This is a genomic window from Brevibacterium sp. W7.2, from assembly GCF_018137945.1.
In the GTDB taxonomy this organism is placed as follows: Bacteria; Actinomycetota; Actinomycetes; order Actinomycetales; family Brevibacteriaceae; genus Brevibacterium; species Brevibacterium sanguinis.
This window is the reverse complement of record NZ_CP073089.1, coordinates 156,837-181,590: the sequence shown is the minus strand read 5'-3', so window position 1 is coordinate 181,590 and position 24,754 is coordinate 156,837. Positions and strand designations below refer to the sequence as shown.

General features: G+C 69.4%; 26 protein-coding genes. 15 read left to right on the top strand and 11 right to left on the bottom strand.

What is annotated here, in order from left to right; all coding sequences use genetic code 11:
- Positions 1-2: 2 nt before the first annotated feature.
- Together J9315_RS00800 and J9315_RS00795 are read left to right on the top strand one after the other, a co-directional pair.
- On the top strand, positions 3-1,283 hold the full coding sequence (locus tag J9315_RS00800) for a HAMP domain-containing sensor histidine kinase (protein ID WP_198499974.1): 1,281 nt from the start codon (positions 3-5) through the stop codon (positions 1,281-1,283).
- A 389-nt stretch (positions 1,284-1,672) separates the two neighbouring features.
- Entirely contained in the window at positions 1,673-2,464 is a 792-nt protein-coding gene (locus J9315_RS00795; protein WP_232623761.1) for a M15 family metallopeptidase, read from the top strand.
- Positions 2,465-2,533: 69 nt separating this feature from the next.
- Here the strand turns inward: J9315_RS00795 and J9315_RS00790 are convergent, their stop codons facing one another.
- Positions 2,534-3,181 carry a pyridoxamine 5'-phosphate oxidase family protein gene (locus J9315_RS00790; RefSeq protein ID WP_211978593.1) on the bottom strand — a complete coding sequence of 216 codons (648 nt, stop codon included), beginning with the start codon at positions 3,179-3,181 and terminating at the stop codon, positions 2,534-2,536.
- A gap of 330 nt (positions 3,182-3,511) precedes the next feature.
- A complete protein-coding gene (locus tag J9315_RS00785) occupies positions 3,512-4,027 on the bottom strand; it encodes a DUF1990 domain-containing protein (protein ID WP_249120979.1) in 516 nt (171 codons plus the stop codon).
- A gap of 142 nt (positions 4,028-4,169) precedes the next feature.
- On the opposite strand from J9315_RS00785, the gene J9315_RS00780 reads away from it, so the two are divergent.
- The gene (locus J9315_RS00780; protein ID WP_211978592.1) at positions 4,170-4,622 is read left to right on the top strand and encodes a MaoC family dehydratase; all 453 of its coding nucleotides are present in this window, start codon (positions 4,170-4,172) and stop codon (positions 4,620-4,622) included.
- An 80-nt stretch (positions 4,623-4,702) separates the two neighbouring features.
- On the opposite strand, the gene otsB is transcribed toward J9315_RS00780, so the two are convergent.
- A complete protein-coding gene (gene otsB / locus J9315_RS00775) occupies positions 4,703-7,348 on the bottom strand; it encodes a trehalose-phosphatase (protein ID WP_198499976.1) in 2,646 nt (881 codons plus the stop codon).
- 49 nt (positions 7,349-7,397) lie between these two features.
- Positions 7,398-8,048, bottom strand: coding sequence for a hypothetical protein (locus J9315_RS00770; RefSeq protein ID WP_211978591.1), 651 nt, complete (start codon positions 8,046-8,048; stop codon positions 7,398-7,400).
- Positions 8,049-8,141: 93 nt separating this feature from the next.
- Here J9315_RS00770 and J9315_RS17380 point away from each other — a divergent pair, with 93 nt between their 5' ends.
- From J9315_RS17380 to J9315_RS00750, 4 genes are all read left to right on the top strand, one after another.
- Positions 8,142-8,891, top strand: a complete 750-nt coding sequence (locus J9315_RS17380) for a winged helix-turn-helix domain-containing protein (protein ID WP_249120978.1) — start codon at positions 8,142-8,144, stop codon at positions 8,889-8,891.
- Between the two features lie 241 nt (positions 8,892-9,132).
- Positions 9,133-10,374 (top strand): serine hydrolase domain-containing protein, encoded by a 1,242-nt coding sequence (locus tag J9315_RS00760; protein ID WP_211978590.1) that lies wholly within the window; start codon positions 9,133-9,135, stop codon positions 10,372-10,374.
- Positions 10,371-10,751 (top strand): hypothetical protein, encoded by a 381-nt coding sequence (locus tag J9315_RS00755; RefSeq protein WP_211978589.1) that lies wholly within the window; start codon positions 10,371-10,373, stop codon positions 10,749-10,751. Before J9315_RS00760 ends, J9315_RS00755 begins: the two co-directional genes overlap by 4 nt.
- Positions 10,752-10,892: 141 nt before the next feature.
- Entirely contained in the window at positions 10,893-11,105 is a 213-nt protein-coding gene (locus tag J9315_RS00750; protein ID WP_211978588.1) for a hypothetical protein, read from the top strand.
- A gap of 126 nt (positions 11,106-11,231) precedes the next feature.
- Here the strand turns inward: J9315_RS00750 and J9315_RS00745 are convergent, their stop codons facing one another.
- On the bottom strand, positions 11,232-11,651 hold the full coding sequence (locus J9315_RS00745) for a Rieske (2Fe-2S) protein (RefSeq protein WP_198499982.1): 420 nt from the start codon (positions 11,649-11,651) through the stop codon (positions 11,232-11,234).
- Between the two features lie 102 nt (positions 11,652-11,753).
- Between J9315_RS00745 and recQ the strand changes: the two genes are divergently transcribed.
- The gene (recQ, locus tag J9315_RS00740; RefSeq protein WP_211978587.1) at positions 11,754-13,589 is read left to right on the top strand and encodes a DNA helicase RecQ; all 1,836 of its coding nucleotides are present in this window, start codon (positions 11,754-11,756) and stop codon (positions 13,587-13,589) included.
- On the opposite strand, the gene J9315_RS00735 is transcribed toward recQ, so the two are convergent.
- Both J9315_RS00735 and J9315_RS00730 read right to left on the bottom strand, forming a co-directional pair.
- Positions 13,577-14,026 (bottom strand): VOC family protein, encoded by a 450-nt coding sequence (locus J9315_RS00735; protein ID WP_211978586.1) that lies wholly within the window; start codon positions 14,024-14,026, stop codon positions 13,577-13,579. The genes recQ and J9315_RS00735 overlap by 13 nt on opposite strands.
- Before the next feature lie 144 nt (positions 14,027-14,170).
- Positions 14,171-14,653 (bottom strand): Lrp/AsnC family transcriptional regulator, encoded by a 483-nt coding sequence (locus J9315_RS00730; RefSeq protein ID WP_211978585.1) that lies wholly within the window; start codon positions 14,651-14,653, stop codon positions 14,171-14,173.
- Between the two features lie 137 nt (positions 14,654-14,790).
- Here J9315_RS00730 and kynU point away from each other — a divergent pair, with 137 nt between their 5' ends.
- Complete coding sequence (kynU, locus tag J9315_RS00725; protein ID WP_211978584.1) at positions 14,791-16,056, top strand: kynureninase; 1,266 nt, start codon at positions 14,791-14,793, stop codon at positions 16,054-16,056.
- Between the two features lie 105 nt (positions 16,057-16,161).
- Here the strand turns inward: kynU and J9315_RS00720 are convergent, their stop codons facing one another.
- Positions 16,162-16,977, bottom strand: a complete 816-nt coding sequence (locus tag J9315_RS00720) for an MOSC N-terminal beta barrel domain-containing protein (protein ID WP_211978583.1) — start codon at positions 16,975-16,977, stop codon at positions 16,162-16,164.
- Between the two features lie 238 nt (positions 16,978-17,215).
- Between J9315_RS00720 and J9315_RS00715 the strand changes: the two genes are divergently transcribed.
- The 3 genes from J9315_RS00715 (at position 17,216) to J9315_RS00705 (ending at position 18,760) form a co-directional block, all read left to right on the top strand.
- The gene (locus tag J9315_RS00715; protein WP_137824913.1) at positions 17,216-17,587 is read left to right on the top strand and encodes a hypothetical protein; all 372 of its coding nucleotides are present in this window, start codon (positions 17,216-17,218) and stop codon (positions 17,585-17,587) included.
- 66 nt (positions 17,588-17,653) lie between these two features.
- On the top strand, positions 17,654-18,241 hold the full coding sequence (locus J9315_RS00710; protein ID WP_211978582.1) for a cysteine hydrolase family protein: 588 nt from the start codon (positions 17,654-17,656) through the stop codon (positions 18,239-18,241).
- Between the two features lie 96 nt (positions 18,242-18,337).
- On the top strand, positions 18,338-18,760 hold the full coding sequence (locus J9315_RS00705; protein WP_211978581.1) for an OsmC family protein: 423 nt from the start codon (positions 18,338-18,340) through the stop codon (positions 18,758-18,760).
- Between the two features lie 24 nt (positions 18,761-18,784).
- On the opposite strand, the gene J9315_RS00700 is transcribed toward J9315_RS00705, so the two are convergent.
- Positions 18,785-19,636, bottom strand: a complete 852-nt coding sequence (locus J9315_RS00700) for a polyphosphate kinase 2 family protein (protein ID WP_211978580.1) — start codon at positions 19,634-19,636, stop codon at positions 18,785-18,787.
- 240 nt (positions 19,637-19,876) lie between these two features.
- On the opposite strand from J9315_RS00700, the gene J9315_RS00695 reads away from it, so the two are divergent.
- Positions 19,877-20,569, top strand: coding sequence for a GPP34 family phosphoprotein (locus tag J9315_RS00695; RefSeq protein ID WP_211978579.1), 693 nt, complete (start codon positions 19,877-19,879; stop codon positions 20,567-20,569).
- Between the two features lie 95 nt (positions 20,570-20,664).
- On the opposite strand, the gene J9315_RS00690 is transcribed toward J9315_RS00695, so the two are convergent.
- Positions 20,665-21,354: a TRIC cation channel family protein gene (locus tag J9315_RS00690; protein ID WP_211978578.1), complete on the bottom strand. Its 690-nt coding sequence runs from the start codon at positions 21,352-21,354 to the stop codon at positions 20,665-20,667.
- A gap of 160 nt (positions 21,355-21,514) precedes the next feature.
- Between J9315_RS00690 and J9315_RS00685 the strand changes: the two genes are divergently transcribed.
- Positions 21,515-22,378, top strand: coding sequence for an alpha/beta fold hydrolase (locus tag J9315_RS00685; RefSeq protein ID WP_211978577.1), 864 nt, complete (start codon positions 21,515-21,517; stop codon positions 22,376-22,378).
- 72 nt (positions 22,379-22,450) lie between these two features.
- On the opposite strand, the gene J9315_RS00680 is transcribed toward J9315_RS00685, so the two are convergent.
- Complete coding sequence (locus tag J9315_RS00680; RefSeq protein ID WP_198499994.1) at positions 22,451-22,954, bottom strand: OsmC family protein; 504 nt, start codon at positions 22,952-22,954, stop codon at positions 22,451-22,453.
- Positions 22,955-23,056: 102 nt separating this feature from the next.
- Between J9315_RS00680 and J9315_RS00675 the strand changes: the two genes are divergently transcribed.
- A complete protein-coding gene (locus J9315_RS00675) occupies positions 23,057-24,643 on the top strand; it encodes a molybdopterin-dependent oxidoreductase (RefSeq protein ID WP_211978576.1) in 1,587 nt (528 codons plus the stop codon).
- Positions 24,644-24,754: the final 111 nt, after the last annotated feature.

Sequence of the window (24,754 nt, the reverse complement as noted above, 5' to 3'; positions counted from 1 at the left end):
CCATGTCGCTGCGCTGGAAGATCTCCCTCCTCATCGTCGCGTCCGTGATCATCGCGGTGCTCTCGTGCAGCATCATCCTGCGCCAGTCCGCGGCCCGGGCCGAGGACGACCGGATGCGCTCGACCGTGACCGACCAGCTGACGAACGCGGTCAACATCTTCTCCGAGACCGGGGTGCTCACGCTCAACGCCCGCATCGACGATCCGCAGCTGCCCGCCGATGCCCGCGCGCAGGCGCTCAGGGGCCAGTCGGTGACGATCCGCTCGGAGGTCGACGGGGAGGAGATCGTGTGGGCGGCGGCCCCGATCGAGGTCGGCACGTACACCGAGGTGATCTCCGTGCGCGCGTCGACAGCCGACAGCCAGGAGCTCATCGGCCGCATCGACCAGGCACTGCTCGTCGGCATGATCGGCTCCGCCCTCGTCGTCGGCGGTGTCGGTTCGCTCGTCGCCGGCCGCATCTCCCGCCGGCTCACCCTCGGCGCGCAGGCGGCACGGAAGATCGCCGCCGGGGACACGTCGATCCGGATCGCCGACGTCGTCGACGAATCGGATCAGGAGGTGTGGGCGTTCGCCTCGGCGGTCGACACCGCGGTGACGCGGCTGAGCGAGCGCATCGACTCCGAACAGCGCTTCACCGCTGACCTCGCACACGAGATGCGCACCCCGCTCACCGGGCTCGTCAACGCCGCGAGCCTGCTCACCGAGGATTCGCGCCCGGCCGAGCTCGTCAAGGATCGGGTGCAGCGGATGCAGGTCCTCGTCGAGGACCTCCTCGAGGTCTCCCGGCTCGACGCGGGACGCGCGAACCCGCAGTTCACCCGCATAGACATCGACCAGGCGATCCGCTCGCTGCTCGGCACGATGTCGGCCTCGGGAGCACTCGCCGGGCATGAGATCGACGCGCAGTACGACGCCCGAGGCGCCCTCCTCGTCACCGACGTCCGCCGGTTCGAGCGCATCATCTCCAACCTGCTCGTCAACGCGATCAAACACGGAGCCGACCCGATCCGTCTGACCACGAGCCCCGAGCACATCGTCGTCACCGACTCCGGCTCCGGCTACCCGGCCGACATCGTCGAGACGGGCCCGACCCGGTTCGTCTCCGCCGGCGGCGGCGGCATGGGCCTCGGACTCGTCATCGCGCAGGGGCAGGCGCGGCTGCTCGGGATCCGGCTGGTCTTCAGCAACGACCCCGACACCGGGGGTGCCCGCACCGAGGTGATCTTCCCCGATGCCGTAGCGCAGGCGATCGCCCTGCGTCAGCAGCTCGGAGTGGAGTAGGGATCCCCCACCGAGGCGGCCGCTGATGGCAGTGGGATGCCCGGACCGGATCGGTCACGGTTTCGTTCGCGGATATGACACGGTGTTATGTAACCGTTACACTCCTGTAACAGTGAGTTTTCCAGCCGTCGGGACCTCTCGACGGCTGAACTATGGGTACGACACAGGTGACTTGGAGCATGATGACGGGTGAGCTGACGGCAGCGGGAACGGTCCGGCGGAGAGACCTCCGCAACCGGCAGTCGACCCCCCAGACCCCGCCCACAGCACCCCTCCCCTCCACTCACTCCACCCCCTCTCACCTCACCCAACACTCGACTCTCTCACCCCGCCGCGCCGCGATGGCCGCGGAGGCGCGCACTGCGTCAGGGTCGCCTCGGCGCGAGGCGATGGCCAAGGAGGCCGGCCACGGAACGGTCGGTGCCGGGTACTCCGGGCACCGCGGTTCCGACGGTGCGCTGCTGCGGTCGGTGCGCCGGAAGCGCGCGACGACGGTCACGGCCCTGTCGGGTCTGTCCGTGACCGGTGCCGCGGTTGCCGCCGTGATGTTCGCCACCGCGGGCGGCGGCAGCGAGGTCAAGGTCGAGGCGACCGCCGAGGCCGGCCCCAAGCAGGTGAGCGCCGAATCCGTCGACGCCGCGATTCCGGCCTCCGACGACACGACGAGCGTCGAGATCGGCGCGCCGAGCGCGAAGCAGGACGGCGCACAGGCCGCGAGCCGCGCGATCGAGAAGAGCGCACTGCCCGGCTGCTCGGCCGATCAGAAGTACAGCGCGGGAGCGAGCAACGGCGAGCTGCCCGAAGAGTGGCTCTGCGACCTCGGCAAGGGCGGGCACCGACTGCGCGCCGATGCCGCGGTGTCATTCGCTGAGATGAACGCCGCGTACAAGAAGGAGACGGGCAAGGAGATCCCGATCACCGACTCCTACCGCGACCTCGCCGGTCAGATCTCCGTGGCCGGCCGCAAGCCCGGCCTCTCCGCCCGCCCGGGCACGTCGATGCACGGCTGGGGCATCGCCCTCGACCTCGGCGGCGGCACCGAATCGAAGACCGGTCCGTGGGACTGGCTGGTCAAGAACGCCGGGAAGTACGGCTGGGAGAACCCGGACTGGGCCAAGTCGTCGAAGTACGAGCCCTGGCATTGGGAGTACGTCCCCGCCCGCGACAGCATCAAGGGCTGACGCGGCACCAAGGACTGACGCGGCTCGATGAGCTGAGTGAGCGAATCGGCGTCAAGGTCCGACGCAGCATCAGGAACTGAGTCGGCCGGCAGCCTTCTGCGCTGCCAGGATCGCTGGGGTCGGAGAGATCCCCGCCCGCAGATCCGGAGTCGCCTCCAACCGGCTGCGCAGCTCCGTGAACCGGATCTTCCCCGCCCACGCGTCACCTGCGACATCGTCGTCGGGGTCCTCGGGCCAGTCATCGGAGATCCGCAGCGACCATTCGTTCATCGGCATCTCGAGCAGCATCGTGGCAGCCAGCTCCTTCTTCGTCGAGGGCCGCACCTCCGCCGTTCGACCGGGGATGAGCCGATCGGTCAGCAGCCTGAGCACCTCCTCCTTCCTCGCCTCCGGCACCTCCGCGAACTGTCCGAGGATGAGTGCGCTGCGGTAGAGCATCGAGGACTCGAAGGCGCTGCGTGCGACGACCACGCCGTCGACCTTCGTCACCGCGACCGCGCACGGCTCGGCGGTGAGCTGACGCATCCACCGTGACCCCGTCGAACCGTGGATGACGATGCCATCGTCGACGCGGGCGATCAGCGTGCCGAAGGTGAACGGTCTGCCGTCGCGGATGACGGACACGTGGGCGATCGCCGTGTCATCGAGGAGAGCGCAGAGGTCGGCGAACTCCGTGCTCATCATCTCGGGTGAACGCTGGGGAATGAGGTGGCTCATGGAGACTCCGGTGTCAGTGGTCACGGGTCGCGCGGCGGGCCCGCGAGACGTGCCCCGAAGGTATCACCGCACGCGGCCTCGACCGCGACGAATCCCGTCGCCGAGGCGGTTCCCCCGGGTGCCGATGCCATGGTCCGATCCGGTGCCACGGACACGGTCCCCGCGAGTTCCCGAGGTGGATCCGGCTCGAGATCGGGCGATTCTTCGAGTCGGATCCACCTCGGGAACGGCCCTGGCACGGAGATCGCCCCAGCCACGCCCGCCGCTCACCGAGCCCGCCGCTCACCGAGCCCGCCGCTCACCGAGCCCGAAGCTCACCAGGCCCGGACCTCACCGTCGTCGCAGGGCGCGGGCATAGCGCCGTCGGTAGAAGACCTGCGCGATCCGCACGAGGGGCTCGCCGAGGCGCCAGATTCCCATTCCGGCCCGTGAGGCCGAGCGGAGGACGAGGAAGACCCGGTCGTCGGGGAGACGGACGAGGAGGAACGACTCCTCGCCGGTGATCGGGTGGCCGGGCTGCGTGCCGTAGGTGAAGCCGCGGACGTCCTCCGCCTCGATGACGGCGAGCACCTGCGAGGGCTCCGGCAGACGGAACGGACCCAGACGCACCCGGATCGTCGGCTCCTGTCCCACCGCCACCCGGATGCCTGCGGGATCGATGTCGAAGCCGCTGCGGGTCTTCACCTCCCAATGGAGCAGCTCCTCGGCGCAGCGCTCAAACGTGGCCCGCCCGTGACCGACGAACGATGCGGCCTCATAGGTGCGGTGGTCTGCGGGACGGTCGAGCCACCTCGGCGAGTGCGGTCGGGTCAGCAGTGCGGAGTCGTCCATGCTCGGCGAAGTCATCTCCCCAACCTATCGAAGGGGTGTGCGGAGCGGCGTTCGGCAGTAGAGTGCGAGGGGACGGCCGTCGACGATCGAATGTCCGATAAGGGACTCGATGGCGGCCGTCGGCCTGACCACGCCATCGGATCGAAGGGGAACCCACATGCGCACACTCACCGGCATCGACGAGGTCGAGGCGGCCGTCGGCACGGAACTCGGGACGTCGGAGTGGCTGACCGTCGACCAGGACATGATCACCGCGTTCGCCGACGCCACCGACGACCACCAGTGGATCCACCTCGATGAGGAGCGCGCGGCCGCCGGGCCGTTCGGCGCGACGATCGCCCACGGCTTCTACACGCTCTCCCTCCTGCCGAAGTTCTCCTCCGAGATCTTCGCGATCGAGGGAGTGTCGATGAAGATCAACTACGGGCTCAACAAGGTCCGCTTCCCGCAGCCGGTCCTCGTCGACTCCCGACTGCGCGACACCGCTACCCTCACCGAGGTGACGCGCAGTCCGAAGGGCACGCAGCTGGTCATCAGGCACGTCATCGAGATCGAGGGCCAGGAGAGGCCGGCCTGCATCGCGGAGATGGTCAGCCTCCTCGTCGAGTGAGGCGACGCGTTCAGTCATGTGACTCGTTCAGCAAGGCAGCACGTCGAGTCCTGTGACGCGCCAAGCGCGGCGCGGGGTGCTCAGCTGGGACGGTACTCGTCGAGCATCTGGGCGACGCGGATGTAGCCGAGATGCGAGTAGGCCTGGGGGTGGTTGCCCAGGTGCATCTCGGCGACGGGATCGTACTCCTCGGGCAGCAGCCCGGTGGGCCCGAGCAGATTGTCGAGCTGCCGGAAGAGATCCCACGCATCGTCGATGCGACCGACCTTGATGAACGCCTCGATGAGCCACGTCGTGCAGATGTGGAACCCGCCCTCGAGACCGGGCAGGCCGTCATCGTAGCGGTAGCGGAAGACCGTGGGCCCGACGCGCAGCTCCCGTTCGATGGCGTCGACGGTCGCGATGAACCGCGGGTCATCGGCCTCGAGCAGACCGCTCAGACCCACGAACAGACCTGCCGCGTCGAGATCCGGCTCCCCGTAGGCGACGGTGAAGGCACCGACCTCCTCGTTGAAGCCATGGGTGAGGATGTCGCTCTTGATCTCCTCGCGCAGCTGACGCCACGCCCCCGGCAGCTGCTTGTCGAAGCGCTCGGCGATGCGCAGGGCGCGGTCGACGGTGACCCAGCACATCACCCGCGTGTAGACGTTGTGCTTGGGCGCACGCCGGGCCTCCCAGATGCCGTGATCGGCTTCGAACCAGCGTCGGCTCACCGCTTCGACCATCTGGGTCGTCAGGGTCCAGTAGGCGTCGGGCAGCTCGCCGAGGCGCTCGGTGAGTTCGTCGAGGAGCTCGGTGACCGGCCCGAAGACGTCGAGCTGCACCTGGTGCTCAGCGGCGTTGCCGACCCGCACCGGGCGCGACCCGGCGTATCCGGGCAGATGCGCGAGCACCGCCTCGGTGGTCAGTGCCGAACCGTCGACGGCGTAGAGCGGGTGGAGCTGTTCGGGGGCGACCGTGTGGGAGAGGATCCCGGTCAGCCACGAGAGGAACCCTTCCGCCTCGGCGGTCGATCCGAGGGCGAGCAGCGCCCGCGCCGTCATCGACCCGTCGCGCAGCCACGTGTAGCGGTAGTCCCAGTTGCGGACGCCGCCGATGCCCTCGGGCAGGGAGGTCGTCGGGGCGGCGAGGATGCCGCCGGTGGGCTCGTGGCAGAGTGCGCGCAGGGTGATCGCCGACCGGATGACCTCCTCGCGGTGATGGCCGGGGATGGCGAGCGTGCTCGCCCAGTTGCGCCAGAAGTTGAGCGCCCGATCTCGGACATGGCCCTCTCCGCCCTCGGCGATGAACCGGGCGTCGCCGGTGCCCGACCCGCACGCGAGGACGAGGACGACCTGGCCGCCGGGGAAGTCCGAGGGCACGACGACCGCCTCGGCGGTCTGGGACTGTCCCGACTCGACGATCTCGAAATCGACGCCGGGGGCGAAGAGCCGGATCGGCTCCGAGGTGCCGAGCACGCGCACCCCGTCACGGATCGGCGCGAGCCTGGTCGGCACGGTGGCGTAGTCGAGTCGCGGGGCGAAGCGGATCCGCGCGGGCGCGTCGCCGGTGAGGACGCGGACGACGATCGTGTCGTCGCTCGCGCCGTCGACGGGCGCGAGGTAGTCGATGCAGCTGAGCCCCGGCCACCGGGTCTCGAGCAGCGTCGAATGCGTGAGGTAGCGCTGGGTGAGCGGGTCGACGCCGGATTCGGCGCCCACGGCGAAGTAGCCGGCGGCCGCGGACCCGAGGATCTCGGAGAACATCGACGAGGAATGCGGCAGCGGGTGGGGCATCCAGCAGATGCTGCCGCCCGGGTCGACGAGGGCCGTCGACTGCCCGTTGCCGAGCATGCTGTGACGCTGGATCGGGATCGCCTCGCGCCCGAACAGCCACGACTTGCGCAGCTCGTAGATCGCGGCGAGGACGACGGAGACGACGTCGGGCGAATCGATGCGGAACTCCGCGTGGGTCTCCGTCCCGTCGTCGCCGACCTTGAGACCGAGGTCGAAGTCGCCGAGGATCTCGAGGGCGAGCTCGTCGGAGCGGTCATCGCCGATGAAGACGACGACCTCGGCACCCGTCTCCGCGCGCAGATTCGCCAGGGCCTCGGCCTTCGACGAGGGCACGACGGAGAGGTCGACGACCTGCTTGCCCCGGGTCGGGAAGATCTCGTGCTTCTCCACGAGCGCGGCGATGCCGTCCTCGACCTTCTGCCGGGCATCGTCGTCGAGGCCGCGCAGGTGGACTGCCGCACCTGCCGTCTTGTGCTCGATCACCTCGGCGGGCAGGGTGTCGACGAGGTCGCGGCGGAAGGCCGCGAGTGCCGTCCGCTGCCGCGGTTCGAGCGCCCGGTGCACCTCGCTGTCGGTCTCGCCGCCGTGGGAGCCGAAGAGGTGGACCTCGCGCGGCAGCCGTGACATCGCCGCGAGATCGCGGAGGCTGCGCCCGGAGATGACGCCCGCCGAGGTGGACGGCAGCAGGGCGAGGGCGCGGAGCGAGTCGACCGAGCTCTCGAGCGGGTACGCCTCGGCGGGATTGGCGACGATCGGCGCGATCGTGCCGTCGTAGTCGGTGGCGATGAGCAGCGACGGTGACCGTGAGACCTGGAAGAGGCGCCGGAACAGCTCATCGGGCAGGGCGCGACTGGCTTCGGCGAGATCGCCGAGGAGGCCCGACGACGACACGGACGCCGAGATCGGAGTCAGGGGGGACACATGGCCGTAGTCGTTCTCGACAGTGCTCATCTCACCTCAGGCTTCGGGTCGGAGGTCGGGTGTCGGTCGGTGGTGCGGATTATTCGGCTGCGGTGTCGTGCGCGTCGTCGGCGGCATCCGCGCTGCGGGCTGCCTGTCTGCCCTTGCTGATGCGCGAGTACCCGCCGATGATGAAGATCACCCCTGCGATGAGCGAAGCGGCTCCCGTGAAGCCGATGATCGCCAGTGCCTGGAAGTCGGTGCCGAACATGAGGATGATGCCGAGCAGGATGTGGACTGCGGCGGAGATGAGGAAGTCCGAGGCCATCGGGTGGTGGACGAGCTTGCGGTAGTTCCACAGTTCGATGAGCCCGTGGAGGACGGCCCAGATGCTCAGGGCGGCGCGCACCTCGGCGGGCTGGTCGGCCATGAAGAGGAAGACGATCGCCGGGATCGTGATGATCGCCTGACCGAAGATCGCGGTGCGCACCGACAGCGGCGAGCGCAGGGCCTGGTAGACGAGGGCGAGCGCGAGCAGCGCGAGGTAGCCGATGCTGAGCAGATCGACGATGTCGACGCCGAGGGACAGCTGCATCGGATTGGCCGCATCCCGCGGCCAGAACACGGTGGCGAAGCCGAAGAGGACACCGAGGATGCCGCGGACGATCATCGGCGCGCCCATCGTCCTGGCCTCGGCGAGCAGCTCCGAGGCGGGGGCGACGGGTTCGGTGCGGGATTCTTCAGTACTCATCACCCGTCCAGTTTAGGTCTCCGACCCCACCGAGTCCCAGCGGCTGAATATTCTGCTCTTTACGTAATTACGTAATTCGCGTATTCTCAAGCTATGAGCACCTCGTCATCCGATTCCGCGCACCTCTCGGCGACAGGGAGCACCGCCCTCGAGGCTCGTCTCGGGGCCCTCGAAGCGCGGGTGGCCGAGCTCGAAAGCACACAGGAGCTCGAAGGCTCCCGGGCGGGGGAACCGGCCACGGCGAGCAACGGTGAGCAGGCGAACGACGGTGAGCGCCCACGATCCGGGGATCGCCCGAGCACTCGTGACCAGGCACGTTCCGGGGATCGCCCGAGCACTCGTGACCAGGCACGTTCCGGGGAGCGCCCGAGCAACGGTGAGCAGGCGAGCACGCGCAGCACCGCGGCGCCCCGCTTCTCTGCGGGCGGACCGGACGACGACACGTTCTGGGTCCTCAACGGACTCGTCGACCGCCTCGGCGAGGACGCCGGCGTCACCTACGCCGGTCACGTCACGCCGCCGGGCACCGATTCCCCGGTCGCATGGCAGATGGGGCTGACCGCGGCAGCCTTCGACGAGATCGATTTCGCACAGGCCGCACCGGCACTGTCGGCGTTCAGTCATCCCGTCCGGCTCGCGCTCCTCCAGGCGATCTACACGGGCACGACGACCGTCGCCGAACTCAGCGCCGACGACCGCTTCGGCACCACCGGCCAGGTCTATCACCACCTCAAGGCGCTGGCCTCCGCCGGCTGGCTCGAGAACTTCCCGCGCGGTCACTGGCGAGTGCCCGCACAGAAGGTCATCCCGCTCCTCACCCTCATCCTCATCGGAACCCAATGACCCCACCGGCGGCGATCATCGCGCCGCCCACATCCTGACGTGCCCTCGGCACCACGACCAGCCGTCTCATCGACCGATCGTCGATCCGGCCAATCGCCGGACCGACCACCCACACCACCGACCACCCACACCACCGACCACCCGACCCACCGGATCAGCACTGCACCGGCCAGGCACCCACTCGACCCGTCTCATCACCTCCGCATCGCATCACTTCAATCACTCGATATCAGGAGTTGCCATGACTGTGACATCCGCCACTGACACGGACACCCGGCGGTCGCCTCGGCGCAGGGAAATCGCCATCACCGCGGCCGCTCTCACGGCGATCGTCGCCGTCCTCCTCACCCCTCTCCCCCGCGGATTCCAGGGTGAGGTCACCGGCGACGAAGCGCTCATGGCGGCCACCGCTACCGCGCTCGGCAGCGGGCACTGGCAGCACGTCGCCGTCGCGAAGGTCGACGGGGACACGGTGACGACGGCGGGAACAGGTGCCGACGCGACCACGGAGTTCGAGATCGGCTCTCTGACGAAGACCTTCACCGCCGCCCTCTTCGCCGATGCGATCGACCGGGGTGAGGTGACCGCGGAGACCCGCCTCGGCGAGATCTGGCCCCAGCTCGAGGGACACGTCGCCGAGGTGACGCTGTCCTCACTCGCGATGCACCGTTCCGGACTGCCGCGGGTCGAGCCGGCGCCGAGCGTCGGTGATGCGGTCGCGTCGGTCTTCGCGACCTACCTCCACCGGGATCCGTACCGCGGCAGCGTCGACGACCTCATCCGCACCCTCGGCGACACCGACGTCAGCGATACGACCCCGGAGTACTCGAACTTCGGGTTCGCGGTCCTCGGGCAATCGCTCGCGAAGGTGACCGGCCTGAGCTACCCCGAACTCGTGGAGCAGCGGATCACGCAGCCGCTGGGGATGACGCGGACCTTCGTGCCCACCTCGGCGACAAGACTCTCGCACGGATACACGGCGTCGGGACTGCCGGCGGCCCCGTGGACCCTCGGCGCGTCCGCTCCGGCGGGGGCGATCCGGTCGACCGCGGGCGACATGGCGATCTGGCTGCGCGCCACGATGGAGGGCACCGCGCCGGGAGCCGCCGCAGCACTGCCGCGGGCCGATTTCGACGCGGCCGACCGCATCGGCTTCGCGTGGATGACGACGACAGGGCGCACCCCGGCCGTCACCTGGCACAACGGCGGCACCGGCGGGTACAGCTCGTTCCTCGGCTTCACTGCGGACGCAGGCACGGGGATCGTCGTCCTCGCCGACTCCGCGATCTCCGTCGACGGCGCCATCGACCTCATCTCCACTGAGTCGGACTCGGCTGCGCCCACGCCCACCGGGACTGCTTCGGCCGGGTCCCACTTCACGGAGTCCGCCGAGGCGGGGGCCGCCTCGGCGCGCTCCGTCCCCGACCCCACCGCCCCTGTCACGGCACCCCGTTCCGCCCGGACCGAAGGAGAACGCTCATGAGCGCAGCCCTCGTCTCAACGATCGTCACGACCCTCGTCCTCGCGTACGCCGCGTGGACCGCGCTGGCCGCCGCCCGACGAGCGCAGTCGCGCCGTCAGCTGCTCGCGGGCCTTCTCCCGGCCGTCGCGTTCGTCCTGCTCACCCGTCTCATCGGGGCGTTCGGGGGATGGACGGACGCCGCCCTCTGGGTGTGGCTGGCCGCGATGGTCGCCTGCGTCTGGGCGGCGTTCCGCGCCGCCTCGGTGTGGCCGGACCTGCCGTGGAGCGCTGCCGATCCGAAGGTCGCACGCGGTGAGATGCCGCGCCTCATCATCGGAGCGGCGTTCGCCGCCGCCATCGCCGGAGCACTCGTCCTCCCGGGCCTGTTCCTGGGGTGAATGCCATCGGTCGCGACGCTGGGCACCGCCAGCCGACGGCCGCCGTTGAGAGCACGACGGCCGCCGTTCAGAGCACCGCCAACCGCCGTTCAGAGAACTCGAGAGAAGACACGCAAGAGAACACCTCAAGGAGAATGCATCATGGTCAATCGACAGCTCCCGCGTCCGAACGCATCATCGTGGACGACCGCCGTCATCGCAGCGATCCTCGGCGGGATCGTGGGATTCCTGCTCTTCGATCCGCTCTTCGCGGTCCCGTTCGCCGTCATGGGCTTCCTCGTCGGCATCGGAGGCGCCTACAGCGTCCAGTCGGCGAAGAAGCCCGACGACCGCCCCGACTCCCCCAGCGACTGAGGACGGCCGCGCCACCGCTCAGCGACGGCGCCGCGGCCGCAGTTGCTGCGCCGAAAGGTTCATCCGCTCGGCTGAGAAGGTGAGCCGCTGCGCCGTGCGGACGAGCTATTGCGCCGTGCGGTTCGGCTACTGCGCCGAGAGGTTGAGGGTCCCGCCGGAGTCGGTGACCTGGTAGGTCGCCAGCGCTTCGGTCGCCGGACCGGAGAGCACTTCGCCGCTCGTCGCCGAGTAGCGCGAGGAGTGGCACGGGCAGACGATCTCGGTCTCGGTCACGGTGCGGACCTGGCATCCCTGATGGGTGCACACGGAGGAGAAGGCATGGAACTCCCCCTCCTTCGGCTGGGTGACGACGTAGGCCTCGTCGACGACGATGCCCGACCCGACGGGCACGTCGCTCGCCGGCACGGTCGCATCCGGCGGCGCAGAGGCCGAGGATCCCGAACCGGATTCCGAATCGTCGGGGCTGCACGCCGAGGTGAGTCCGACGACCGCGGCTGTGCCGACAGCTCCCGCGGAGGTGATCATCGTGCGTCTGTTCGGTTCCATGCAGCTCTCCTCAGCTCGCCGGTGGGTCTCCCCATCCAGCCTATCGCGGCCCCCGCGCCGGCCCTGAACGCTCGCGTCAGGGTCGTCCACTAGGCTGGGCGCATGACCGCCCCAGCCACCACCTCCGCCCTCGACGTCCTCCACGATGTCTTCGGGTACGAGGACTTCCGCTGCCAGCAGGCGGCGATCGTCGACCAGCTCATCGCCGGCGGTGATGCCGTCGTGCTCATGCCCACCGGCGGCGGCAAATCGCTGTGCTATCAGATCCCGGCGCTTGTGCGCGAGGGCACCGGGATCGTCATCTCCCCGCTCATCGCCCTCATGGCCGATCAGGTCGCAGCGCTCGACAACCTCGGCGTGCGGGCCGCCTACCTCAACTCCACCCTCGACATCGACGAAGCGCAGGACGTCGAGCGCCGCCTCCTCGACGGGGAGCTCGACCTCCTCTACCTCGCCCCCGAACGCCTCGTCCTCCCACGGACGATGCAGCTGCTCGAGAGGGCGGACATCTCCCTCTTCGCGATCGACGAAGCGCACTGCGTCTCCCAGTGGGGTCACGACTTCCGCAGCGACTACCTCGGCCTCGGGGTGCTCGCCGACCGCTTCCCCGCAGTCCCCCGCATCGCGCTCACGGCGACGGCAACCCCGGCCACGCACGCCGAGCTCACCGAACGGCTGCAGCTGCGCGACGCCGAGCACTTCGTCGCGAGCTTCGACCGCCCCAACATCACGTACCGCATCGAGCCGAAGGCCTCGGCCCGCTCCCAGCTCATCAGCTTCATCACCACCGAACACCCCGGCGACTCCGGGATCGTCTACTGCCTGTCCCGGCGCGGGGTCGAACAGCTCGCCGAGGCGCTCGTGGCCCGCGGAATCCCCGCCCTCCCGTACCACGCGGGCCTGCCCGCCGAGGTGCGCGCCGAGCACCAGGCCCGCTTCCTCCGCGAGGACGGCCTCGTCATGGTCGCGACGATCGCCTTCGGCATGGGCATCGACAAACCCGACGTCCGCTTCGTCGCCCACCTCGACCTGCCCCGCAGCGTCGAAGGCTACTACCAGGAGACCGGACGAGCCGGACGCGACGGCCTGCCCGCGGATGCGTGGATGGTCTACGGCCTCGGCGACGTCGTCTCCCAGCGCCGCCTCATCGAATCCGGGGAGGGCGACCAGGCCCACAAGCGCCGGGTGATGGCCCACCTCGACTCGATGCTCGCGCTGTGCGAGACCGTCGACTGCCGCCGCGTCCAGCTGCTGCGCTACTTCGACGAGGAGTCCGGTCCGTGCGGCAACTGCGACACGTGCCTGACGCCGCCGGCGACGTGGGACGCGACCGTGGCCGTGCAGAAGCTGCTCTCGACGGTCATCCGCCTCGACCGCGAACGCGGCCAGCGCTTCGGCTCCGGCCAGGTCATCGACGTCCTCCGCGGCAGCGCCAACGACCGCTCGCGGGCCTCTGACCATGAGAGCCTCAGCGTGTGGGGCGTCGGCGCCGACCTGTCCGAGGGCGAATGGAAGGCCGTGATCCGACAGAGCCTGGCCCGCGGACTCCTCGAGTCCCACGGCGACTACGGCGTGCTCGTCCTCGGGCCCGCCGCCGACGCGGTGCTGCGGGGGCAGACCGGGGTGTCGATGCGCGTCGATCCGGTGAAGAAGTCCGGTGCCTCGCGCTCAGGATCGAAGCGCCGAGGCGGTCCCGAGGTCGCGCTCGACCCCGCCGACTCCGCCCTGTTCGAGGCCCTGCGGTCCTGGCGCGCGGGACAGGCGAAGGAGCAGAGCGTGCCCGCCTACGTCATCTTCCCCGACGCGACGATCTACGGCATCGTCGAGGCCAAACCGACATCTTTTGAGAGCCTCGGCCAGGTCAGCGGTGTCGGACTGAAGAAGCTCGAACGCTACGGCGACGCGGTGCTCGAGGTCCTCGGGGCTCACAGAGGCTGATCGGCCGTCGCCTCCGTCTGCGCGAACGCCTCCGGTCCCGCCTCGGCGGCAGCCGGGTCCATCCACATGAATTCGAGGATGTTCCCGTCCGGATCGGTCATGCTGATGCCGTACATGAACCCGTGATCCGTCGGTGGGCGGTTCTCTCCGCCACCTGCTTCGAGGATCGCGGTGCGCATCGCATCGACATCGGCCCGGGAGTCCCGGGAGAGCGCGGTCATCACCTGCGCCACGGAGTGCGGATCGGCGATCGGCTTGTCGGTGAAGGTCTGCAGATACTCCTTGGTGAGGATCATGAAGAAGATCGCGTCGTCCCACTTCACGCACGCGGCGTTGTCGTCGGAGAACTCGGGGACGATCTGCGTGCCGAGCGCCGAGTAGAAGGCCTTCGCCCGTTCGAGGTCGAGGGTGGGCAGGTTGACGAAGATCTGGGACATGACTGCTCCTTCGCAGTGGGGTGATCGCGTGGGTGCGGTGCCGCACCTCATCCTCACCGGTCGCCGACGCCGAGTCAACGGTCACGGCTGCATGCGCCCGCCTCGGCGGGTGCGGGTTGCCCGACCTCACCTCGGCGGGCGAGCTCACCCGCGGTGATGGCCGAAGACGAGGCTCGTCTGCGTGTGCGCGATCGTCGTGTCCGAGAGATGCTCCTCGATGAACGTGTGGAGACCGCGGGGGTGGCTCGCGGCGATGTGGACGAGGAGGTCGCGCTCGCCGGAGACCTGGAAGACCTCGAGGGTCTCGGGCACGTCGAGCAGACGGGCGATGACCGAGGCGATCGCGGCGCGTCCGACCGGTGTCATCCGCACGGAGACCATTCCGAAGACCGTGAGACCGAGCGCCTCCCAGTCGATGTCGGCGTGGAAGCCCCTGATGACCCCGCGCCGGCGCAGAGCGCTCACCCGGCCCGAGCACGTCGAGGGCGCGAGTCCCACCCGCTCGGCGAGCACCTTGTTCGAGATCCGGGCATCGGCGCTGAGCTCGCGGAGGATCGCGAGGTCGGTCGCGGCCAGGGGTGCACCGGGTTCGGCACGGTGATCGGCGATGAGACTCGAATGATTCACCGTTCTCCTTGAGGTTTTCCGTCGATCGTTCACTTCCGCATCGATCTTCTCGCATCTTTGGCACGATGGGAAGGCGACCCGACGAGTCACCGTCGTCGCCGCCCGACTGTGACGGACCTGCGAAGGAAGGACCCTCGATGACCGAGATCGACCGCGCCGCCTGCGAACGCCGCGACGCCGCTGACCCACTGCGCGGCTTCCGCGACGACTTCATCATCGACGAGGGCACGATCTACCTCGACGGCAATTCGCTGGGCGCACGTCCGCGCGGCGCTGCCGAGCGGGCGCAGGAGGTCATCGCCGAGGAATGGGGCACCGGCCTCATCCGCTCGTGGAACACCGCGGGCTGGTTCGAGATGCCGGCCGCACTCGGCGAGAAGGTCTCCGGCCTCGTCGGCGGCGGTGCCGGCAGCACGGTCGTCACGGACACGACGTCGATCAATCTCTTCAAGGCCGCCTCGGCGGCGCTGCGCATCCAGCGCGAGGACGCCCCCGACCGCCGGATCATCCTCACCCAGCGGGAGAACTTCCCCTCCGACATCTACATGCTCCAGGGCCTCGCCGAGCAGCTCGACGACGGGTACGAAGTGCGCCTCGTCGACGACGCCGAGGTGACCGCGGGCTTCCCCCAGTCGATGAGCGACGAGGTGGCCCTCGTCGTCCTCACCCACGTCAACTACCGCACCGGCCGGCTATTCGACATGCGGTCGACGACCGAGGCGATCCATGCCGGCGGCGCCCTGGCGATCTGGGATCTGTGCCATTCGGCCGGCGCCCTGCCCATCGACCTCGCCGGCGACGGCGCCGACATGGCCGTCGGATGCACGTACAAGTTCCTCAACGGCGGCCCCGGGTCCCCGGCCTTCATCTGGGTGTCCGAGGACCTGCAGAACCGGTTCGCCCAGCCGCTGTCGGGGTGGTGGAGTCACGCGAAGCCGTTCGAGATGAGCCCGGACTACGCCCCCGCCGACGGGATCCGCCGTTTCCTCACCGGCACGCAGGGCATCGTGTCGATGTCCGTCGCCGAGGTGGGGCTCGACGTGGCCGCGCGCGCGGACATGAGCGCGGTGCGGGCGAAGTCGCTCGAACTCAGCGACCTCTTCATCGACCTCGTCGAGCAGCGCTTGGCCGCGCACTCGGTCGAGATCGTCACCCCGCGCGACCATGCGCACCGCGGTTCGCAGGTCTCGATCGCCCACGAGGAGGGATTCGCGATCATGAGCGCGCTCATCGACCGCGGCATCATCGGCGACTACCGAGAGCCCTCGATCCTCCGCTTCGGCCTCACCCCGCTCTACCTCGGCTTCACCGACGTGTGGGACACCGTCGAAGCGCTGCGCGACATCCTCGACAACCGCCTGTGGGACACCCCCGAGTATCAGGTTCGCGGCGCGGTCACCTGAGGCCGCGAGCGACGGATCTCAGCAACCCTCAGGGCACTCGGCAATACAGTGCTCGGCCGCTCTGCGCTCGACAACACATCGCTCGGCCGCTCTGCGCCGAGTCCCTCAGCATCCGGAGTGCTGGACCACCTCGGCGTAGACGCCGAAGAAGGGCTCGCCCACACGGTTCGTCGCCCTCGTCGCGGCAAGCGTCCGCAGCAGACGGCCGGTGCGCTCCCCGGTCATCGGATCGAAATCGATGACCGCACAGCGCGGCACCGGTCCCTCGATCCGCACCCGCAGCCCGTCGACCGCCCCGCGCACGGTCATCACCCTCCCCAGCCACGTCTCCTCGACGAACGGCTCGTCGGTCTCGACGAGAAGCGTCGCCCGGAAGCGGTGGAAGAGATCAGCCACTGCGGTATCACCGATCGTCCGAGCCCGTTCACCGTCGGCCACCGCAGCATGCCCGGCTGTCCCGGTGCCGTTCTCCTCCGCACTGTCGGCCACTTCGGCGATTGAGGCTGTGGCGACGATTGTCAGCGGCTGTCCGAAGACGATCGCTCCGCGCGGGGCCTGAGCCAGGTGCACCGCCTGTCCGAGGTGGTCGGAGAGCAGCTCGCTGTGGGCGCCGGTCGTCAGACAGAGTTCGACGGAGCGTCCCCAGTAATCGCAGGTCAGCGTCTCACCGGAGAGTTGAGGCGCTTCGGCGACCGTGGTGCCGTCGGGCAGCGTCACCGAAAGCTGAGAACCCTGCAGGCGTGCGACGACGGAGAGCAGCGACGGATGCTGCACGGTCCGCAGAACCCGCCCGCGGACGGCATCGATGAGGCAGAAGCGACGATCGCCGAGCGGACCGTGCGCATCGAACTCGGCGTCCGGTTGGACGCTGTGCCGAGTTCCCTTGATCGGAGTGAACGCGACAGCGCGGGTCTCGATCACCTCGGCGCTCTCCTCTCTGCCCTATCGCTCCAGTCGGACTGCACCGCCCGATCATGCCAGTCGGACGCGGCCGACTCCACCAGCCGGACAGGCCGACCGTGGGGACAACCCGGCATTCCATCTCGCGAGCGCCCGCGTCCCACACTAGGGGATCGTTCACGTCGCGGAACCACCCCCACTAGGCTGGTCCACGGACGCACATCTGCGCACACAGCGCACCTGACCAAGGAGTCTGCTCATGCCGAAGATCACGATCGGCCTCGGAATCGTCCTCATCGTCCTCGGAGTCATCGCGTGGTTCGCCACCGCCATGGCCAGCGTGACCGCGCTCATCCCCGCGTTCCTCGGTCTCGTCATCGCGATCTGCGGTGTCATCGGCATCCGCCGCCCGAAGATCGGGATCCACATCGCGCTCGTCGTCGCCCTCCTCGGCGTCATCGGCACGTTCATGAACGTCCTGCAGCTCGGCGCCCTCTTCGCCGGCACCGCCGAGCGCCCGGCCGCCGTCATCGTCAGCACGATCACGTTCGTCCTCCTCATCATCTACATCATCCTCGGCATCCGCTCGTTCATCGCGGCCCGCCGCAGTCCCTCCGCCAACCTCGGCTGAGTTCGGGAACCGCCCTTGACCGGCGAGCCGAACTGGCAGATCATCGAAGGGATCGAGGAGGATCACATGATTGCTGACTCAGCATCCACCCCCGCTCCCGCCCGCCCCGCGGACCGGCCGGACTCCGCTCTGATCGTCATCGACGTGCAGAACGGCGTGATGGCCGAATCGTGGAAGGCCCCCGAGGTGATCGACACGATCTCGGGTCTCGTGGACCGGGCGCGCGATGCCGGCACCGAGGTGGTGTGGGTCCGGCACAGCTCGGACGAAATGCCGGTCGACTCCCCGCAGTGGCAGATCGTCGACGCGCTCGCTCCCGCCGACGGTGAGGCGATCGTCGAGAAGACCCACGGCAACACCTTCGAGGAGACCGACTTCGAGGACGTGTTGGCCAGCCGCGACATCGGCCACCTCGTCGTCACCGGCGCACAGTCGGATGCGTGCGTGCGCTCGACGATCCACGGCGGGTTCTCGCGCGGCTACGACGTCACCCTCGTCTCCGACGCGCACACCACCGAGGACCTCACCGCATGGGGCGCGCCAGAGCCGGAGATGGTCGTCTCCCACACGAACCTCTACTGGGGATTCGAATCGGGACCCGGTCGCACCGCCGCGGTGAAGGAATCCGCCGACATCGACTTCGGCACCCGGTGACACGGCGCGACCCCGCCTGACCGGCGGTCGGCGAGGGAGTAGACCGTCGTCTGCCTCTGCCTCTGCCTCTGCCTCTGCCTCTGCCATGATGGGACCATGAGCGAAGACAAGCGCAGCATCGAACTGACCCGCATCGCCCCCAACCACTACCGCGCCACTGCCCCGAACGGCGCGAGCATCGAATTCGGTCGCGGTGACGGGCTCATGACCCCCGTCGAACTGCTGCTGGCGGCGGTGGCCGGATGCTCATCGATCGACGTCGACACCGTGACGAGCCGTCACACCGACGCTGAACGGTTCGACGTCCGGGCGAGCGCCGACAAGATCGTCGAGGACGGCGCCAACCGGCTCGAGAACGTCCACCTCGACTTCGACCTCGCGTTCCCCGATGATGAGGCGGGCCGCCGTGCGGATGCGCAGATCGAGAAGCTCGTCGGACTCTCCCACGACAAGTACTGCACGGTCTCGCGCACTGTCGAGCACGCGACTCCCGTGAGCTACAGCGTCCGCCGCGACTGACCTGCGCGGGGGCGCTCACCCGCCTCAGCTTGCGAGGAGGCGCTTCTTCTCGACCTCGATGTCGAAGTCGGCCGGCGGCCACTGCGGGTCGATGCGCTCGAGGGCATCGAGGATGAGGCGCTGCACGGCCAGGCGGGCGTACCACTTGCGGTTGGCGGGAACGACGTGCCAGGGCGCGACCTCGGTCGAGGTGCGGTCGAAGACATCCTGGTAGGCCTGCATGTACTCGGGCCAGAGGAGTCGTTCGTCGACGTCGCCGGTGTTGTACTTCCAGTACTTGTCGGGCCGGTCGAGGCGCTCGAGGAGGCGGTCGCGCTGCTCGTCGGGTGAGATGTGGAGCATGACCTTGATGACGATGACGCCCGCCGCGGCGAGTTCGGCCTCGAAGTCGTTGATCGCCTGGTAGCGGCGCTCGATCTCCTCGGCATCGGCGAGCTCACGGACCTTGCCGATGAGCACGTCCTCATAGTGCGAGCGGTCGAAGACGCCGATCATCCCCGGCCCCGGCACATGCGGACGGATGCGCCAGAGGAAGTCGTGCTCGAGCTCCTCGTCGGTGGGCTTCTTGAACGCCGCGAGCTCGACGCCCTGCGGGTCGACGGACCCGACGACGTGACGGACGATCCCGCCCTTGCCCGCCGTGTCCATCGCCTGGAGCACGAGGAGCACGGCAGGGCCCGTCTCCGCGTCGTGATGGGCGGCGAACAGGCGTTCCTGCAGGTCATCGAGCTGCGCTGCGGTCGCCGCGAGCTCCTTCTGACCGGTCTTCTTGTCGCCTTCGTAGCCGGGGGTCGCCTCCGGATCGACATCGGCGAGGCGGAAGCCCTCGTCGACGCGCAGAAGGGGCTGGGGATCTTCGGTCCAATGGCTGCTCATGCGATCATCTTCGCAGGTGGGCAACCGGCCGTCCACAATCCTCGGACGCCGTGACCCGCAAGTCACGGACCCAGTGACCCGCAAGTCACGGACCCAGTGACCCGCAAGTCACGGTCCCGGCGACCTGCCGTCCCCGGACCCACAGACTCACGTATCCCCGGCCCCGGCGACCCGACGACCCCTGGGCGAGACCGCATCCCATCGCCTACCCTGGAATCACCGCAGCGGGAGGGGCGCCCCATGGAAGACGAACTGCTCATCGTCGAAGAGCTCATGCTCCTGCTCCTGGCCGATGACGGCAGCGCGATCGCCGGCTCGAAGGTCCTCCACTGCGTCCTGCCCGGCGCCGTCCTCGCCGAACTCGCGCTCACCGGCCGCCTCGAGGTCCATTCGCATCGCCGGGTCGGCGGCACCCTCATCCATGCGAAGCGCACGACCCCCGACCCGCAGATCGATCCGATCCTCGCCGAGGCGCTGCGGGCGATGGGCACGCGCGAGCACTCCGCGTACGGCCTCATCTCGGGTCTCGACCTCGACGTCCGCCAGCCCGTGCTCGACCGCTTGGCCGCGAAGGGCATCATCCTCCGCGAGACGAAGAAGGTCCTCGGCGTGCTCCCGACGACCCGGTGGCCGACGCTCGATGTGCGCGCCGAGGCGGCCCTCCGCGACCGTGTCACCGCCGTCCTCGACGACGGCCGGGCTCCGGATGCGCGCACCGCTGCGATCATCGCGCTCATCTCCGCGGCTCAGGTCTACGTCCAGCTCCAGCCGCGGATGCCGTGGAACGCCGAGGTGGCGACCCGACTCAAGGAGATCGAACGCGGACAGGTCAGCGCCGCCGAGGCGACACCGGAATCCCAGGAGATCATCGAGGAGATCGCCAGGGCCGTGCTCGCCATGACGTCGTCGGCCTCCTCGGCGCCGATCCTCTGACCGCATCAGCGACCGAGTCCGGGACGACCGGCCCAACGACCGCGCAGGTCACCGGCACAGCCCCCGTCCGCAGCGTGTCCACCGCGACCGCGGGCTCAGTCGGGGCGGCGGAACACCGCGGGCAGGCGCTTGCGCCGCGACTGCCCGTCCCTGGCGCGCAGCGACCACTGGCGCATCGGCTGCGGCACCCGCCACTGCAGTCTCCACGCGAGCATCCTGAACCCGAAGGCGAACGCCGCGATGAGCACCGAGGTGACGCCGCCGAGGAGACCGAGCCGATCGGCGAGGATCGTCAGCCCCGAACCGAAGAGGGCGGGAATGAGGTAGAGGTCGGTGCCGCGGAAGATCGCGGGATCCTCGTTCGCGACGACATCGCGCAGGAGTCCGCCACCGCACGCGGTCAGCGCGCCCATGAGGAGCGCGACGGGCGCCTGGGCGCCGGCTTCGAGCGCGATCGCCGTGCCCGTGAGGCTGAAGAGCCCCATGCCGAGCGCGTCGAAGACGATGATCCAGATCCGGGCGCGCAGCGTGCGCTGCCCGATGAGGTAGATGAGCAGGGTCGCGAGCAGCGGCGGGGCGAGGTAGATCGGGTGGGCGAGCGCATTGGGCACGCGGTCGAGGAGGATGTCGCGGATCATGCCGCCGCCGATTCCCGCGAGCAGACCGAGGACGAGGCCGCCGGTGATGTCGTAGCCGCGGCGTGCCGCGAGCAGCACACCGGAGATTGCGAAGACGAATGTGCCGAGGAGGTCGAGCACCAGCAGCACGGTCTCCGTGAATGACATGACCTCTCCTCTGCTCTCCCAATCACTGTCGCCCCCACTGTAATGCGGGCCGGGCGCTCCGCATTCCGCCACCGACGCACTCGGCCTGCGTGAGCCCCCGCCGCGGTGGCGTCAGACCACGTCCCGCCTGCGCACTACCGTGTGCCGCTAGGGTGAGTGCATGTCCGAACCCACTGTCGTCCTCATCCACGGCGCGTTCGCGAACTCGCTGACGTTCGCCCCGCTCCAGGCCGAACTCGCCGCCCACGGGGTCCGCTCGGCCGCGCTCGACCTGCCGGGCCACGGCTTCTCCGCCGTCATCCCCGACGGGTATCAGCCCCCGCAGGATCTTGGGGCGCTGGCCACTGCCCCGAGTGCGATGGCCGGGGTGAGCCTGGCCGACACCGTCGCCCATCTCGCCGAGGCGATCGGCCGCCTCCGCGACACCGGACCCGTCATCGCCCTCGCCCACAGCCGAGGCGGAATCGCCCTGACCGCCCTGGGCAATGCGCACCCCGAGCTGCTCGACCACCTCGTCTACACCTCGGCGTGGGCCCCGGTCGACCTCGAGGCCGCCGCCTACAACGCCGAACCGGAGATGGCCGACGTCGATGCCGGCGTCCTCGCGTCCCTCCTCGTCGGCGATCCGGGGCAGCTCGGTGCCCTGCGCTGCAACTTCCGCGGCGCCACCGGCGAACAGCTCGCCTCGCTCAAGGCCCTCTTCTGCGCCGACGCCACGGCCGACGAGTTCCTCACCTTCGTCGGCACGTTCCAGCCCGACGAGAACCTCGACGCCGGCGGCCCGGACGACCGCGCCCAGGCGGACACCTGGGGCACGATTCCGCGGACGTTCATCCGCCTCGGCGAGGATCGATCGATTCCCCTGCCGATGCAGGACCGCCTCATCCGGGAGGGCGATGCCCTCACCCCGGACAATCCCTACCGGGTGATCACGCTCGACTCCTCGCATCTGCGGTGGCTCATCCGTCCCGCCGAGGCGGCCGAGGCCATCGCCGGCATCGTCGCCGAGGTGCGCGCCCGGTAGCACGCGACCGTGCGCCCCCGCTCATCGCGGAGGCGCACGGTCGATGCGCTCATCTGTCCCGGCTGCGGTGCCTCAGCTGAGCTGGAAGTTGTCGGGGTTCTTGTAGTCCTCGATCTCGACGACCGGGGTGCCCATCCCCTTGAGGAGCTTCGAGATGGGACAGCGGGCGTGGGCGCGGGCGGCGTACTTCTCCGCATCCGCGTCGGAGACTCCCTCGACGGAGATGAAGGCGCGGGGCACGAAGTAGAAGCCGCCGGACTTCTCCTTGTGGAGGTCGACCTCGCAGCGCACCCGTGACAGGGCGTCGACCTCGTTGACGGCGAGGACGACCTTGAGGGTCTCGCCGAGGCAGGTGCTCCACGCCATCGCGAGGAACTGCTCGGGGTTGCTGCCGAGCTCCGTGTGCGAGGTCGGGGCGGTGGCGAGAGTCGGACCGTCTTCGACGCGCACTTCTCCCGACGTGCCGCCGAGGTTCTCCACCCGAGCGGTGTAGATCGGTGCGTTGGGGCCTTTGGGTTCGTCGTCCGAGTCGGCGGGGCGCGCCTGCGGCTCGGCGTATCCGGGATTCTCAGTCATCAATCCATGCTACGACAGCAGGGAGACGCCCGGCTGAACGTTTCGCGAATTGCGGACGCGCGGCCGGACCATCTGCCGGTCCCTCCGCTCCGAATCCCCCACATGAGACTCCGTCTGCGCTCCATCCTCGTCGGCGTCGCCGCGACGCTCCTCCTCTTCGGCCTCGCCGACCTCGTCGCCCGGCTCATCGGACCGACCTCGGCGCCGCTGCTCGTCCTCGGGCAGGCGATCATCCCGCTCACCCCGACGAGCGTCATCAAACCCGTCATCGCGCTCTTCGGCGCCAATGACAAGATCGTCCTCGTCGCCACCGTCGCGCTCGGTGCCCTCATCCTCGGCGCCCTCATCGGCTGGCTCGGCGGGACGCGACCACGGGTGGCGCTGGCCGCGTTCATCGTCGCCGGCCTCGTGCCCGCCGGTGCCGTCCTCACCCGGACGGGTTCGACGCTCATCGACGTCGTTCCCACCCTCGTCGGGCTGGCCGCCGGGGTCGTGGTGCTGTGGGTCGGCCTGCGCTGGGCCGCACAGGCCACGGCAGCACAGGCGCAGGCATCGACCACTGCCGCGCGCACCCCGCTGCTCACCCGGGACTCCCCCGCCGACCGCGCACAGCGGGCCGGTTCACGGCGGCGCTTCCTCGCGCTCACCGGGATCGCGGCGGCCGTCGGCGCCGTCGGGGTGGCGACGGGCCAATCGATTGTCGCCCTGACCAGGGAGGCGGCCGCCTCGGCGGCGAACCTCGTCCTCCCCCGCGCCGCCCGGACGGCGGGACCGATCCCCGCGGGGGCGAGCCTCGACGTCGAGGGCATCCGCCCGTTCGTCACCGCGCAGAAGGACTTCTACCGCATCGACACCGTCCTCGCCCCACCGACGATCGACCCGCAGGACTGGTCGCTGACGATCCGCGGGATGGTCGACCAAGAGGTGACGATCACGATGGACGAGCTCCTCGCGCTGCCCCTGCAGGAGCAGCACACGACGCTGACGTGCGTCTCGAACCCCGTCGGCGGGGACCTCGTCGGCAATGCCACGTGGTTGGGCTACCCCGTCCGGGAGCTGCTGCGCCGTGCGGGGCCGAGCCCGGACGCCGACATGGTGCTCTCCCACTCCCATGACGGCTTCACCGCGTCGACGCCGCTCGAGGCGATGCTCGATGACCGGGACGCGCTGCTCGCCGTCGGAATGAACGGCGAGCCGCTCACCCCCGTGCACGGCTTCCCGGCCCGACTCGTCGTCGCCGGTCTCTACGGCTTCGTGTCGGCGACGAAGTGGGTGACCGAACTCGAGGTCACCCGATTCGACGAGAAGGAGGCGTACTGGACGCAGCGCGGATGGGACGCGAAGGCGCCGATCCTCGTCGCCTCCCGCATCGATGTGCCCCGTCCCCTGGCGAAACTCCCCGCCGGGACCATCACCGTCGGCGGCAGCGCCTGGGCGCAGACCCGCGGCATCGACCGCGTCGAGGTGCGCCTCGACAACGGCGACTGGACGGAGGCCGAACTCGGCGCCGAGGCGACCGTCGACACATGGCGGCAGTGGCGGGCCGAGTTCGACGACGTCCGGTCGGGCCTCCACAGCGTCACGGTGCGCGCCGTCGACAAGGACGGCACCGTCCAGACCGCTGAGCGCCGCGAAGCCATCCCGAACTCCGCGACCGGTCACCACCGCATCCAGTTCACCGTCGAGTGAGCCGGCCGTGCCCGGGATTCGCCCGAACGCGCAGCCCCGCCCCACACCCGCATTCCTCCCCCGTCACCTCGGTGTTCTCTGCCTCCGGCTGCGGGATCCGGCGAAGAAGAT